This window comes from Blautia stercoris, assembly GCF_054657695.1.
Genome location: NZ_BAAHYF010000002.1, coordinates 1,312,384 through 1,327,500, shown reverse-complemented (window position 1 = coordinate 1,327,500; position 15,117 = coordinate 1,312,384). Strand labels below are relative to the sequence as shown.

Sequence of the window (15,117 nt, the reverse complement as noted above, 5' to 3'; positions counted from 1 at the left end):
TTTCTAGTTTTTCTAGTCATGTTTTACCATAAATTTTATTTTTTCCTTAGAAACGCCGATTATCACCTTATCGCCCTGTTTAATTCTTCCCTCCAAAATTTCTTCTGCCATCGCATCTTCAATTTTATTCTGGATTGCCCTTCTAAGCGGACGAGCACCATATTTCGGGTCAAAGCCCTCTTTTGCAATCAGCTCTTTGACCGAATCACGAACTTTCAATTCAATTCCCATCTGGTCTTTACAACGCAGGGTTAAATCTTTTAACAGAATTCCTACGATTTTCTTCACTTCTTCTTTATTTAACGTATGGAATACAATAATTTCATCAATACGATTTAAAAATTCCGGCTTAAACATCCGTTTTACTTCTTCCATTACGCCCTCTTTCATACGGCTGTAATCTTTCTTCTCATCTTCCACCGCACCAAATCCAAGACGTTTTGGTTCAATAATTGCCTTTGCTCCGGCATTAGAAGTCATAATAATAATCGTTTCTTTAAAATCAATCTTTCTGCCCTGTGCATCTGTAATATGTCCATCATCCAATACCTGCAGTAAAATATTAAAGACATCCGGATGCGCTTTTTCAATTTCATCAAATAAAATCACACTATATGGATTTCTTCTGACTTTCTCACTTAACTGACCACCCTCATCATATCCAACGTATCCCGGCGGTGAACCAATCATTTTAGAGACACTGTGTTTCTCCATATATTCCGACATATCTACACGAATCATCGCATCTTCGCTTCCAAACACAGCTTCTGCCAATGCTTTTGAAAGTTCCGTCTTTCCAACACCTGTCGGACCAAGCAAAAGGAAAGAACCTATCGGACGCTTCGGATCTTTTAATCCTACGCGACCTCTTTTTACTGCTTTTGCAACTGCTGACACTGCTTCTTCCTGTCCGACTACACGCTTATGCAGAATCTGTTCCAGTTTTGCCAGACGTTTCGATTCTCCCTCTGCCAGTTTTTTGACCGGAATTTTTGTCCACTGTGCAACCACTTCTGCAACGGAATCTTCTGTTACGACAAGATGTTTTCTGCTGCATTGTTTTTCATATTTCTGTTTTGCCTTTTCCAGCTCTTCTTTTAAAGTATCCTGCTCTCTTTGCAGTTCTTTTGCCAGTTCAATGTCTCCACATTTTAAAGCTTCTTCTTTTCCTGAAATCAGTTTATGAATCGTTTCCTCTTTTTCCACAATGCCTTCCGGTACTTTGTAACCGGCAAGCTGTACTTTTGATGACGCTTCATCAATCAAATCCAGTGCTTTATCCGGTAAAAAACGGTCATTGATATAGCGGACACTCATATCTACTGCTGCTTCCAATGCCTTTTCTTCTATTTTTACACCGTGATGTTCTTCATAATATGGACACAAGCCTTTTAAAATCGCAACTGCTTCTTCACGACTTGGTTCTTCCACCGTAATTGGTTGAAATCTTCGCTCTAATGCTGCATCTTTTTCAATGTACTTACGATATTCATCCAAAGTTGTCGCACCAATCAGCTGGATTTCCCCTCTTGAAAGAGACGGCTTTAAAATATTTGAGGCATCAAGTGCTCCTTCTGCTCCGCCTGCTCCGATAATGGTATGAAGTTCATCAATAAATAAAAGGATTTCCTTATCATTCATGACTTCCTGTACCACTTTTTTAATTCGTTCTTCAAATTCTCCACGATATTTACTTCCTGCAACCATGCTGGAAAGGTCTAATACAACCACCCTTTTATCCAGCATCTTTTCCGGTACCATTCCCCAGACAATTCGCTGTGCAAGTCCTTCTGCAATCGCAGTCTTACCAACTCCCGGTTCTCCAACCAGACACGGATTATTTTTAGTTCTACGGCTTAAAACCTGAATAATTCTCGAAATCTCTTTTTCTCTTCCGATAACAGGATCTAATTTTCCTTCTTCTGCCATCTGAGTCAAATCGCGACTATACTGGTCAAGGGTTGGAGTTACACTGCCTGTCTGTCCCTTCATAAAACTGCCATTTTGAATTTCTTCTTTAGAAATCATATCTTCTTTTCCCATAGCTTTTACTACATTAAGATATAATTTTTGTATATTGATGCCAAGTGTATGCAGAAGTCTTGTTCCCACACAGTCATACTCTTCTAACATTGCCAAAAGCAGATGCTCCGTTCCAACCGTACGTGATTTAAATTTACCGGCTGCCTCTCGACTTCTAAAAAGCACACTCTCAACACGTGGCGTATATCCTTGCGGATTTTCTAAAATCACTTCCTCTGTCGGTGTAATCAATTTATCAATTAATTCCATTAATTTTTCAGAAACAACCCCCTCTTCACAAAGGATTTCCGACGCTGTTGTTCCGGTCGCCAACAAAAGCCCTGCAAGCAAATGTTCCGTCCCTATATAATTATGCTTCTTGCTTTCGGCAGTTTCTTTCGCTTTTTTCAGCGCCAACAATGCCTGTTTTGAATAATTTTCTTTCACGAAAAGCCTCCTTATTATTTCATGTCCTGTTTTTACTGTCCTATTCGTCAACCAGATATTCGCAATCCACTTTACTACCTGCTTTATTCATACTCTTCATAAATTTCATCAATCAAAGCATGCACTTCTTCTTTTGAAATATTTCTACAGCTTCCCTTCGCAAGCAATATAGCAAGTGTCTCTTTCATCTCCTGTAACGCTCTCGCTTTATTTACATCAACAGCAATCACTGCACCGCGTCTGCGGTCTATATTGACAAATCCCTCCTGCCGTAAAACAGTATAGGCTTTATTTACGGTATGCATATTAATTCCTATCGTATCTGCCAATTGCCTTACAGAAGGAAGATTTTCTCCCTCCTGAAGCTGTGAGGTTGCAATTCCCATAATAATTTGATTACAAAGCTGGACATAGATTGCCTCATCGCTGTTAAAATCAATTTCTATTACCATTTTTCCACCTGCTTCCTCTTTGGAATTGTTATATATAGAATAATGTGAACTGCCCATCACCTAAAAGTAATGGACTTCAAAGGAGCCGATGCTCCTATTTAAGAAGTTTGATATTTAAGTTTCCACCTGAAAATTCAGGCAATTCTCATTCTTATGGGCGTGTCCACTTCGCCTCTGTTGTATAGGGTAGTCCTATCCACTACACTACTTTTACACATAATGTTTAGCGCATTGCTTACATTATTATATCATATCTTTTACTGAAAAGATAATATTTTAGTTAAAAATTAAATGCAGTACCCTTTATCCTACAATCTATTGAGAGATACAAAAAGCAGATTATGAAATCAAAAATTCATAATCTGCCCTGTTCTTTTTTCTGAATTTATTTCATTCCAAACTGTCAAGTGGATATTCGCAATCCGCTTCGCTACTTGCTCATAACCAAATAGCTGCTACGCAGCTTATCAGAAGGGGCTTGCCCCTTCCTGATACAAGCAAGTCCCCACCCCTGCTTATTGCTTTTCGCAATTGAAGCAGGGGACTTACTTGATTTGGTTAAAATCATTCTTTAAGCCAGCATCATTCTGTCATTTGCAAACTCTCCACCGCTTACTTCTTCAAATTTCTTAAGCAGGTCTGCTACCTGAAGCTGTTTTTTCTCCTCACCGGAAACGTCATAAATCACTCTTCCTTCATGCATCATAATCAGACGATTTCCGTGTAAAATTGCATCTTTCATATTATGTGTTACCATCATAGCTGTCAGATTGTGGTCACTGATGATTTTATCAGAAAGCGCTAATACCTTTGCCGCTGTTTTCGGGTCAAGCGCCGCTGTATGTTCATCTAAAAGCAGAAGTTTTGGTTTCTTAAGGGATGCCATCAATAAGGTAATCGCCTGTCTCTGTCCACCGGAAAGTAATCCTACTTTACTACTCAAACGGTCTTCGAGTCCAAGATCCAAAGTTTTCAATGATTCTTTAAATGATTCTCTCTCTTTTTTCGTAATTCCCCATCCAAGTCCACGTCTCTGACCACGTCTTGCCGCAATTGCCATATTTTCTTCAATCGACATGGTTGCTGCTGTTCCTGTCATCGGATCCTGGAACACTCTTCCTAAAAATGCTGCCCTTTTATGTTCCGATAACTTTGTGATATCTACCCCGTCAATCACAATTTTTCCGGCATCAATACTCCAGACTCCTGCGATTGCATTTAAGGTTGTCGATTTTCCAGCTCCATTTCCACCGATAATCGTCACAAAATCCCCTGGATTTAAATTTAAATTTACCCCATTTAATGCCACTTTTTCATTGATTGTTCCGGCATTAAATGTCTTATGCACGTCTTGAATTTCTAACATGTATCCCATTATGCAGTCCTCCGTTTCTTGAAATATTTCTCTTTCATATAAGGAACTGCCAGGAAGCAGGCAACTACAACCGCAGAAAACAGTTTCATATAATCAGACGGCATCTTAAGCCACAATACAAACGCAATTACAATATAATAAATAATCGCTCCGAAAAAGATTGCTGCAAGCGTTAATGCAAATGCGATTTTCTTTCCTGCACATAATTTTCCAAAAATAACCTCGCTGATAATAACTGCTGCAAGTCCGATTACGATTGCGCCTCGTCCCATATTGACATCCGCTGCACCTTGATACTGTGCATAAATCCCGCCACAAAGTCCAACTAATCCATTTGAAATCATTAATGCCAGAACTTTGTTAAAGGAAGTATTAATTCCCTGCGCACTTGCCATCTGTGGATTACATCCGGTTGCACGAATCGAAGCTCCCAGTTCTGTACCAAAAAACCAGTAAATAATTGCAATTAATGCAACCGCACCAAAAATCAGTTTTAAGAAGAAAAAGGCACTTCCCTCTCCGGTTACATAACGAAGAGAGGCAACTAATTTATACTGAAGCACATTAATTGCCTGATTGGATTTTCCCATAATTCCAAGATTTATCGAATACAATCCAATCTGTGTTAAAATACTGGCAAGAATCCCAGGGATTCCAAATGCCGTATGTAAAATTCCGGTTACAAATCCTGCTGCCATTCCTGCAAGAAATGCAAAAACAAGTGCAAGTGCCGGATTCATGCCGCCACGGATTAACATAACCGCAACTGCCCCGCCGGTCGCCAGTGAACCATCCACTGTCAAATCAGCAAAATCCAAAATACGAAACGTAATATATACTCCAAGTGCCATAATTCCCCAGATAATCCCCTGTGCCACATTTCCAGGAAGTGCACGCACAAGTGTCATTGGGTCCAAGGCTGCAAAATAAACTACCATTTTTTTATCCTTATTCCTTTATTTTTCTTGTTTCAACCCACAGTCGGTAATTTCACAGAGTCTGACATGTCAGCAAAACTCTGACTGTGTTTTACCTCATTTCAGTGGGGGGATACCGATTTCTCTCCGCCCACCACTGCCATTAACCTTCCTGTTTGCAATTCCTCTCACCACCTATAGAGGTGGGAGAATCCTTGCTATATTTGTTAAACGATATACTCTCGAAGTCTTTACTCATACAGTGTGCAAAAAATAACCAGACAAATAGCGCAGACTAAAAATTTATCCTGCGTTATTTGCCTGAAAATCACCCTTATACTACACTACTACACAGAAAAATTCCAAGAGTAATTCATTCTGTTCTTTTATTCCTGCTCAATTGCTTCATATTCATCCGGAACTTCGATGCCAAGTTCTTCACAAATTGTCGGATTATACATCTTTGTTACATTTGGTGCAGTCTCGATTTCCATGGTACTTATATCTTTTCCGTTTTCAAGAATATCATAAGCCATTTCACCAGCTTTGTATCCAATATCATAATAGCTGATAGAAAGGGTTGCAATACCACATCCGGCACAGATACCCTGCTCTCCTGCAACTACCGGAACTTTAGCCGGCAGACAGATATTATTAATAATTTCTGTATTTGATGCCATTGTATTATCCGTCGGAATGTAAAGTGCATCACACTCGGAAATTGCAGAAGTTGTAACAGACTGAATCTCATTGGAATCTGCTGCTGTATACTCTTTATACTCAATTCCATCTTCTTTTAACGCATCTTCAAATAATTTTGCCTGATAAGCAGAGTTTGGCTCTGCAGAGCAATATAAAATTCCAACTGTTTTTACATCCGGAACTAATTCAACCAACATATCCTCCTGCTGGTCAATCGGTGCCAGGTCACTGGTACCTGAAATATTCATTCCGGTTGAACCATTCCAGTCAGAAATATCAAGTGCAGTTGCATAATCTGTAATAGAAGTTCCTAAAATCGGAATGGAATCCGTTGCTGCTGCTGCACACTGAAGTGCGGTTGTCGCATTTGCAAGAATCAAATCCACATTATCCGCAACAAAGCTATTGGTGATGGTTGCACAGTTTGCCTGCTCACCCTGTCCATTCTGAAGGTCGAATGTAACATTATCCTTTCCGAATTTTTCTTCACACGCATCTTCAAATCCCTGTGTTGCCTGATCAAGTGCTTCGTGCTCTAACTGCTGGCAAATACCGATTTTGTATACTTTTCCGGAATCAGAAGAAGCACTGTCTGAAGAACTATCGGAAGAACCTGAAGAAGAACTTCCTCCACATCCTGCAAGTGATGCAGCTACAGATGCTGCCATTAAAACTGCCATAATTTTTCTTAATTTCATAATCTTTTCCTCCTTTTTCCTCAATGGACTCTTCGCTTTAAACCGTTACCCTTTAAAGCGATAAATCATATAGAAATTATAATTAAGATTATAGCCACTTTTGTACCTTTCGTCAACCAAAAAAACAGCCTGAATTCATTAAATTCAGACTGTTTCTTCCCATTTTATTTTTTCGACTTACTTTTTATGCTTCATCAATGGCTTTTCCAATGTCATTTCTCATGTATTTATTCTCAAAAGAAATCCATTTTGTTGCCTCATAAGCATTTGCACGGGCTTCTTTTAAATCCGCACCTTTTGCAGTTACACCTAAGACACGACCGCCATTGGTTACAATTTTTCCGTCCTTAAATGCAGTTCCTGCATGAAATACATAATATCCGTCTTTTTCTTTAAATGTCTCCAACCCTTCAATCGGGAATCCTTTTTCATAGGAAACCGGATATCCATCAGAAGCTAAAACCACGCACACTGCTGCATTCTCTTCAAACTGTAAATCTACTTTATCAAGTGTTCCATCAATGCAGGCTTCAAATACTTCCACGATATCATTTTTTAATCTTGGAATCACTACCTGCGCTTCCGGGTCGCCAAATCTTGCATTATATTCTAAGACTCTTGGTCCTTTCTCTGTCAGCATCAGACCAAAGAAAATAATTCCTTTAAATTCCCGTCCCTCTGCTGCCATTGCATCTACCGTTGCCTGATAAACATATTTCTCACAGAACTCATCCACTTCTTTTGTGTAGAATGGGCTTGGAGAGAAAGTGCCCATACCTCCGGTATTTAATCCCTGATCACCATCTTTTGCACGTTTATGGTCCTGTGCGGATGTCATTGTTTTGATTGTTTTTCCATCTACGAAAGAAAGCACAGAAACTTCACGTCCCGTCATAAATTCTTCGATTACCAGAGTATTTCCGGCAGAACCGAATTTCTTATCGAGCATAATGGTTTTTACCCCTTCTTCTGCCTCTTCCAAAGTGTTACAGATTAAAACGCCCTTTCCAAGCGCCAATCCGTCTGCTTTCAACACAATCGGGAAATCTGCTTTTTCTCTTAAGTAAGCAAGTGCCTCATCTGCACTTTCAAAATTTTCATAAGCAGCGGTCGGAATATTGTATTTTTTCATTAAATCTTTTGAAAAAGCCTTTGAACCTTCCAAAATTGCTGCATTTTTTCTCGGTCCAAATACACGCAGACCTTCTTTTTCAAAGGCATCTACTACTCCACCAACCAGTGGGTCATCCATACCTACTACGGTTAAATCAATTTCTTTTTCTTTCGCAAAAGCTACAAGTTTATCAAATTCCATTGCGCCGATTGCTACACATTCTGCATACTCTGCAATTCCCGCATTTCCCGGTGCGCAGTAAATTTTTTCTACTTTCGGACTCTGTGCCACTTTCCACGCAATTGCATGCTCTCTTCCGCCGCTTCCAATAATTAATACTTTCATGTATGTTCCCCTTTCACCGCTCTTGTTATTCTTTTATTTTTACAAGACCGTTTACTACTTCCACTTTACCATTTGCAATTAAATCAATTGCCCTTGGCATAATCTTCCATTCTGCCTCTTCCATGACTCTTCTTTGAAGAACTTCAGGAGTATCTTCCTGTTTCACTTCCACTGCCTTTTGCAAAATAATCGGGCCGGTATCTGTTCCCTCATCTACAAAGTGAACCGTTGCCCCTGTCACTTTCACGCCTCTTTTTAAGACACCTTCATGTACTTTCAAGCCGTAATATCCGGTTCCGCAAAAAGATGGAATCAGAGCCGGATGAATATTAATAATTTTATTTGGATAAGCCTTTACCATAATTTCAGGAATCACAACTAGACAACCTGCAAGCACCACCAAATCTACCTGATAAGACTGGATTGCCTCAAGCAGAGCCTGATTAAATGCTTCCCTCGATTCATAACTTTTTGGTGAAACGCATTTTGACTCAATGTGATGTGCTTTCGCTCTCTCTAACGCATAAGCATTCGGATTATTACTGATTACAACCGCAATTTCCGCATTTGTAATTGTTCCACTTTCAATGGAATCGATAATTGCCTGAAGATTCGTTCCGCCTCCTGACACAAGTACCGCTAATTTCACGTGCCTCTTCCTCCTGTTATTGATGTACCTTTGGAGTTTTTCCTCCACTAATTTCGCAATTGTTCTTTGCCAATCACATCCAAATTTTATCCATTTTTACAGCAAAAGGGCTGCGGCATCCAACATGCCACACCCCCGCTCATTTTATTTATACTAATTTTACGCCTTTTTCACCGGCTTCGATTTTTCCGATTACATAAGGAGTTTCTCCTGCTGCTTTGACTGCTTCTACGGTCTTGTCCACATCTGCAGGGTCTACTGCCATAATCATACCGATACCCATATTATAAGTATTGTACATCATGGTTTCTTCTATCTGACCTTTTTCAGCCATTAATTTAAAAATTGGAGGAATTGGATAACTGTCTTTTTCAATCACTGCACATACATCATCATTTAACATTCTCGGTACGTTTTCATAGAAACCACCGCCTGTGATATGACTACATGCTTTTACACGCACTCCTGCTTCTTTCACGCTTCTGAGCGCTTTTACATAGATTTTTGTCGGTGCAATTAATGCTTCTCCAAGTGTTTTTCCAAGTTCATCATAATAAGTATCCAATGATTCTTTTGTCATATCAAATACTTTACGAACTAAAGAAAATCCATTGCTGTGAACACCTGAAGATGCCATACCCACTAAAACATCCCCTGCTTTTAAGTCTTTTCCTGTAATTAAATCTTTTTCATCTACCACGCCAACTGCAAAACCTGCAAGGTCATACTCATCCTCCGGATAGAAACCTGGCATTTCTGCTGTCTCTCCACCGATTAATGCAGCACTTGACATTTCACATCCTGTTGCAACACCTTTTACGATTTCCGCAATTTTTTCCGGATAGTTCTTTCCACAGGCAATATAGTCAAGGAAAAATAAAGGTTCTCCACCTGCACAGGCAATGTCATTGACACACATTGCAACACAGTCGATTCCTACTGTGTCGTGTTTATCCATAATAAATGCCAGTTTCAGTTTTGTTCCTACTCCATCTGTACCAGATACCAGAGTAGGTTTTTCCATGTCTTTAAATTTTTCCATAGAAAATGCACCTGAAAAGCCACCGATATTTGTCAGTACTTCCGAACGCATTGTCTTTTTGATATGTTCTTTCATTAATTCCACTGATTTGTAACCTGCCTCGATATCTACACCGGCATTCTTGTAATCCATTTTGTTATCCTCCAATTATTTGTTGTAATTTTTATATCCTACTTCCTGAAGCTTTGCATCTTTTGCAACGACCTGGTCTTTTAAGTCCTCTTTGTAGTCTTTCAGCTTCTTGAGAAGCTCAGGGTCTGAAGTTGCCAGAATCTTGGCTGCAAGGATTCCCGCATTTGCGCCTCCATTAATTGCTACTGTTGCTACCGGTATTCCTGACGGCATCTGCACAATTGAATATAAAGAATCTCTTCCTCCTAAAGATGTCGTATGCATTGGGATACCAATAACCGGCATTGGAAAGATTGCCGCACACATACCCGGAAGATGTGCTGCCATACCAGCTCCTGCAATAATCACTTTGAATCCTTTTTCCTCTGCACTTTTCGCATATTCAAAGAACACATCCGGTTCTCTGTGTGCAGAAATAATTGTCATTTCATAGTCAATCCCGAATTTTTCTAACATGTCTGCTGCTTTGCTCATAACAGGCATATCTGAGTCGCTTCCCATAACAATTCCAACTTTTGCCATGATTCAATCTCCTTCTTAAATTAATATACAAAATGTCTGGTCTTACACGGACAATTTTACATAGACTTCCAAAACTTGTCAACAGGTTTCAACAGGTTTCGTCAAGAACACGGTTCAATTCTTCCGTTCCGACAAGAGAAAATCTTCCATTTTCAATAATGGAAGCAATTTCTCTTCCCTCTTTTTCTACACGAATAAACTCAATTTCTTCATAAGGAATGGTAATATCCGTATGACATCCAAAATAAGCCTTTCCCGCATCCTCTTTACGAAGCAGGGAAATTTCATTGTCCCTTGCAATAATCTCTTTTCCATCCGGATTATACACAGCCGTATCCTCCGACCAGCTGTAACAGGTATCTCCCAATGCAAAATGCGGACCCGTTTTCTCTGCAATCAAAATCGGAAGTTTGGCTTCGATTCCATATTTTCTTCCCATCCTATAAGCCGTTGTGTTCGTTCCGATTGCAAATTCTCCGATCGGAAGAAACTCATGATGATATAAAATATTACTTTCGATATAAGATTTATTTTCATCTGCGGTTCCAAAATTTTCACAGGAATATTGAGTTGTTTTTCCATCTTCCAAACAGATTTTTAAATTTTTATAATACAAACCGGAAAGATAAACTCCGCTTACATGAAGCACACCATTTGTTCCCTCTAACTTCGGACTGGTAAATACTTCACCCACCGGAATGTTGACATCGGCAACACAATTTTCAAAGTTCGTTTCTTTCTCTGAATTTTTTAAGGTATGAAGCCTAATTCTTAAATCTGTCTCATTTGCTCCCTTTCCCTTAATATGCACCGAATCTCCCTTATCCAGAACATCAATCATTGTCTGCTGAATGTTTTGATATAAATGATAATCCAGATTATTTAAGCGCACGGTCTCTTTAAAAATTTCACGAAAATCTGCTCCGATTTCACAAACCGGATAGGCGATAATCGTAAAACTGCGTTCTTCCCCGATAATATAACGATTTACAATCTGTCCTGCTTCATTGCTGTAAGTCACCTTTAACTTCTGCTGATGCGGATTTAAACTCCACGCTCCTGCTTTCGTTTCCGGTTCAAATGGTTCTTCACCAAATGTTTCAATCACTGCCGGACCTGCATGCGTATTGGCAAGTTCCTTTACCTGTTCATAAGCGACCTGCATCACCCGCAATTTTCTGCAGACAAATTCCTGATTAAAGAATAGCGCATTGTCTTCTTTATGGTCGTAATCATACTGGCGGTTTGGAACTGCCCCATAATAGCCAATTCTATTCTGACCATTTCGATTAACTGCATGGACTGCACTTCGATAGATAGTCGGACGAAGTCCCATCTTGGCAAACTGTCCAACTGCAGATTTTACCATTCTCTCAAATCCAAGCTGATAACGGATATTGACTGTTTTTTTCTTCGATAAATCTTTTTTACCCACTACAAATCCGATTCGATAGCCCTCACTAAAGGTTCTCGCCATTTTATCAATTTCTTCCTGTGAAAACTCACTTAAAAAGCTTGCCATCTCTTCTTCATTTCGAGTGACATATTCTCCAAACCGATATAAATACCGTACATCGCTTAAATCACTGTTTTCAATAATCTCCACAGCAAAATCCAAATCAGGATCTACTGCTTCACGGATTCTTCTTGAAACCATTTCCTCACTGTAATCACTGACATACCAATATAACGATTCCCTGACTTCTTCTGCCGATACAGACGGCTCTTCTAACAGATTATAAATCTGTACAAACAGTTCTAAAATCACAGTCATATCAAACAGACGATTTTCATAGACAAATACAATAAGCCCTCTTATCTCAGCCTCTAGAAAACAAATCAGCGGTCCAAATTCTTTTCCTAACAGCTTCTCGGCATAAGCAGGATTTGCATAGGAAGTCTCATAGTGTTCCGGCAGAATATCCTGGTACAACCGCTCATTATTTTCCCTTAATTCTTCTAAGGAAGCTGTTTTTAGCCAGCCATCCTGAATTTTTTCATGTAGTCTGATTAAGTATTCAAGAAAATTGGCTGTTTTCTTAAAATATCCTAAAAACTGTTCCGGCAGTTTCTCCTCGTCTTTTATCTCAAAAATTCGGTCCGTAACCAACGAAAAACGTTCTTCTAAATATTCTTCTCTACTCATCTTTTAAATTCCCGTTTTTTACATTTTTTTCAATAATCTGAGTCACCACTTCCATCAGCGTATCCGAACCCATCTTTGTTCTTTTCTGTCTTTCTTCTACCTGAGAACGTTTAATCTGACGCTCTCTCCAGGATTTTCCTCCTGTTTTATCATTTAACAGAATCGGCTGTAAATTGTCCATACAGCGGGCAAACTTTGCTTCCGGCGTCTCGCAGGTCTCAAATTCTTCCCATAAATCTCTCATACTCTTTGCCTGGTCTTTCGGTAAAAGATTAAAAATCCGGTCTGCCGCCTTTACCTCACGTTCCCTCTGGCTTAATTTTCCTTTTTCATCATAAGCATAAGTATCCCCGGCATCAATTTCCACAATGTCATGAATCAACACCATAAGCATTGTCTTTTGTACATCTATTTTCTCTTTTGCATACTCAGACAAAAGTGCTGTCATAAGCGCCAGATGCCAGGAATGTTCTGCATCATTTTCTTTTCGGATTCCATCAGAAAGGTACGTCTGACGCCCGATAAATTTACTTTTATCTGCTTCTAAAATAAATTCAAGCTGTTTTTTCAACCGTTCTTCCATAATTTCTACCTCATCCAATTCCAATCAAAAACATCGTAATCCAAAGTACTGTTAACAGCCCGTTTGCCACTGCGCCTACTTTGCTGTACAATACATTCCTGTTTTCCTCTGAAAAACTCTTTAAGCCAAGAATAAATCCATATACAGAAAATCCGATTGCAATGAATCCTGCTGCTCCGAGATATAATCCGCCTTTTCCACCCATCATCATCGAGCAGATAGCAGAACCTACAAACAAAAGAAACGACGCAAATGCCAAAATAGAGGATAACTTTCCGCCTTTGGTATGTTTCTTTCTGGTAAACGCATATTTATATCTCTTTCTCGCCATATTTCTTCCTCCTGGTCTGGTCATCTATCAAATGGCAGACAGCAAACAGGATATACCCGACTGCCGCTCCCAGTGTATTCAAAATCAAATCATCTACATCAAAACATCCAACTTTCGTTATCAGCTGAACTACTTCCACAAACAAGCTCAAGGCAAATCCTAATAACGTAATCAAGAAAAAGCCTCTCGCCCGACGGACAATTAAAGGAAGTATAAATCCAAAGGGAACGAATCCTACCACATTTCCTAACAGATTCGTAACGACTGCAAATACTCCAAGTTGTTCTCTGTAAATCCAAAATCGTTTTATTTCCCGAAACGGAACCACATTATAATGGTATTCACGCTCTGCGAACCCTGCTCTTCCATATGATTCCGAAAAAAACAGGAAATAAATCAGTGCAGCAATATAAAGCAGAAACGCAACTGTTCCCGCTTTCTTTATTTTATTTTTTATTTCCCTGTTCAATTTATACGCTCCTGTACTGAAATAAAGAGGGCATTTTCTTAAATATGCCCTCTCTTTCTGACACAAGGCATACTCCTGATAAGCCTGTCATGCCTTAAATTGTCAGTTCATATTTCTTTTTTATTAATCTTGCTCCATTAATAATCAGCATAGTGCCACTTACAATTCCGGTCACTAATACCACAATTCCAATTGCCAGTGTACCACCGCCTATGCCTGCCATTGTTTTATATACTTTTTCATTCATAAAATCCTGCGTCCTCTTGATTCATTTCATACAACTGACTTTTTCATTTTCTAATCTATTTTACGCCATATTCCTCATAGTATGCGTCAATTGCGGATTTTAATGTATCATCAATTACAACTTTTCCATTACATTCTTTGTTGTAAAGACATTCCACTACTTCTTCCATTGTTACGATTGCAGCAGTATCAAATCCATAAAGGTCTTTGACTTCATCAAGGGCGCATTTTTCTCCACCCTTTCCGATTTCCATACGGTTTAAAGAAACCATCAGACCAACGATAGTCACATCTGCTGCCCCTCTTACCTTCGGTACCGTCTCTTCCATAGATTTTCCGGATGTCGTAACATCCTCAATCATAATCACACGGTCACCATCTTTTAACTGGCTTCCAAGGAATTTTCCTTTATCTGCACCGTGGTCTTTTTCTTCTTTTCTGTCAGAACAGTAACGTACTTCTTTTCCATATAATTCACTGTATGCGATTGCGGTTACTACCCCAAGCGGAATTCCCTTGTAAGCCGGTCCAAATAATACGTCAAAGTCATCTCCATAAGTATCGTGAATGGCTTTTGCATAATATTCACCTAATTTCTTTAACTGTGAACCGGTTACATAAGCACCTGCATTCATAAAAAACGGAGATTTTCTTCCACTCTTTAAAGTAAACTCTCCAAATTTCAGTACATCACTTTCTACCATAAATTCAATAAACTCTTTCTTGTATGCTTCCATTTTTACCAAAGCCTCCATTATTCTCTATCTTTTACAGGCATCTGCCTTTTTTTCTAACTGTATCATTGATATTTTAGCACACTATTTTCTACTTGACAATTCCTTTCACTTCTTTACCAAACAAAAAGGCCAATGAAAGCCTTGCCTTCATTGACCCTTTCGCATTTCATTTCGAGTATTGATTCAAA

At 39.2% G+C, this 15,117-nt stretch carries 15 protein-coding genes; all 15 read right to left on the bottom strand.

The window, feature by feature from the left end; all coding sequences use genetic code 11:
- Window positions 1-12: 12 nt before the first annotated feature.
- Window positions 13-2,469: an ATP-dependent Clp protease ATP-binding subunit gene (locus ACYQ2D_RS15885; RefSeq protein ID WP_459786142.1), complete on the bottom strand. Its 2,457-nt coding sequence runs from the start codon at window positions 2,467-2,469 to the stop codon at window positions 13-15.
- Window positions 2,470-2,552: 83 nt separating this feature from the next.
- Window positions 2,553-2,921: a GntR family transcriptional regulator gene (locus ACYQ2D_RS15880; protein WP_022303660.1), complete on the bottom strand. Its 369-nt coding sequence runs from the start codon at window positions 2,919-2,921 to the stop codon at window positions 2,553-2,555.
- Window positions 2,922-3,492: 571 nt separating this feature from the next.
- Window positions 3,493-4,287 carry an ABC transporter ATP-binding protein gene (locus tag ACYQ2D_RS15875; protein ID WP_187559248.1) on the bottom strand — a complete coding sequence of 265 codons (795 nt, stop codon included), beginning with the start codon at window positions 4,285-4,287 and terminating at the stop codon, window positions 3,493-3,495.
- 8 nt (window positions 4,288-4,295) lie between these two features.
- Complete coding sequence (locus tag ACYQ2D_RS15870; protein WP_459786140.1) at window positions 4,296-5,234, bottom strand: ABC transporter permease; 939 nt, start codon at window positions 5,232-5,234, stop codon at window positions 4,296-4,298.
- 365 nt (window positions 5,235-5,599) lie between these two features.
- A complete protein-coding gene (locus ACYQ2D_RS15865) occupies window positions 5,600-6,613 on the bottom strand; it encodes an ABC transporter substrate-binding protein (protein ID WP_117457826.1) in 1,014 nt (337 codons plus the stop codon).
- A 184-nt stretch (window positions 6,614-6,797) separates the two neighbouring features.
- The gene (gene purD / locus ACYQ2D_RS15860; RefSeq protein WP_459786137.1) at window positions 6,798-8,072 is read right to left on the bottom strand and encodes a phosphoribosylamine--glycine ligase; all 1,275 of its coding nucleotides are present in this window, start codon (window positions 8,070-8,072) and stop codon (window positions 6,798-6,800) included.
- Between the two features lie 25 nt (window positions 8,073-8,097).
- Window positions 8,098-8,721 (bottom strand): phosphoribosylglycinamide formyltransferase, encoded by a 624-nt coding sequence (purN, locus tag ACYQ2D_RS15855; protein ID WP_459786136.1) that lies wholly within the window; start codon window positions 8,719-8,721, stop codon window positions 8,098-8,100.
- Window positions 8,722-8,869: 148 nt separating this feature from the next.
- Complete coding sequence (gene purM / locus ACYQ2D_RS15850) at window positions 8,870-9,895, bottom strand: phosphoribosylformylglycinamidine cyclo-ligase (protein WP_022303654.1); 1,026 nt, start codon at window positions 9,893-9,895, stop codon at window positions 8,870-8,872.
- Window positions 9,896-9,910: 15 nt separating this feature from the next.
- On the bottom strand, window positions 9,911-10,417 hold the full coding sequence (gene purE, locus ACYQ2D_RS15845; protein WP_022303653.1) for a 5-(carboxyamino)imidazole ribonucleotide mutase: 507 nt from the start codon (window positions 10,415-10,417) through the stop codon (window positions 9,911-9,913).
- Window positions 10,418-10,505: 88 nt separating this feature from the next.
- A complete protein-coding gene (locus ACYQ2D_RS15840; RefSeq protein WP_459786134.1) occupies window positions 10,506-12,563 on the bottom strand; it encodes an aminopeptidase in 2,058 nt (685 codons plus the stop codon).
- Window positions 12,556-13,146: an HD domain-containing protein gene (locus tag ACYQ2D_RS15835; protein ID WP_459786133.1), complete on the bottom strand. Its 591-nt coding sequence runs from the start codon at window positions 13,144-13,146 to the stop codon at window positions 12,556-12,558. The genes ACYQ2D_RS15840 and ACYQ2D_RS15835 overlap by 8 nt, the downstream gene beginning before the upstream one ends.
- A gap of 10 nt (window positions 13,147-13,156) precedes the next feature.
- Window positions 13,157-13,477: a DUF6142 family protein gene (locus ACYQ2D_RS15830; RefSeq protein ID WP_117457822.1), complete on the bottom strand. Its 321-nt coding sequence runs from the start codon at window positions 13,475-13,477 to the stop codon at window positions 13,157-13,159.
- Window positions 13,458-13,946 carry a VanZ family protein gene (locus tag ACYQ2D_RS15825; RefSeq protein ID WP_459786132.1) on the bottom strand — a complete coding sequence of 163 codons (489 nt, stop codon included), beginning with the start codon at window positions 13,944-13,946 and terminating at the stop codon, window positions 13,458-13,460. The genes ACYQ2D_RS15830 and ACYQ2D_RS15825 overlap by 20 nt, the downstream gene beginning before the upstream one ends.
- A gap of 94 nt (window positions 13,947-14,040) precedes the next feature.
- On the bottom strand, window positions 14,041-14,193 hold the full coding sequence (locus tag ACYQ2D_RS15820) for a hypothetical protein (protein ID WP_022303648.1): 153 nt from the start codon (window positions 14,191-14,193) through the stop codon (window positions 14,041-14,043).
- Window positions 14,194-14,248: 55 nt separating this feature from the next.
- Window positions 14,249-14,929, bottom strand: coding sequence for an orotate phosphoribosyltransferase (gene pyrE, locus ACYQ2D_RS15815; protein WP_022303647.1), 681 nt, complete (start codon window positions 14,927-14,929; stop codon window positions 14,249-14,251).
- Window positions 14,930-15,117: the final 188 nt, after the last annotated feature.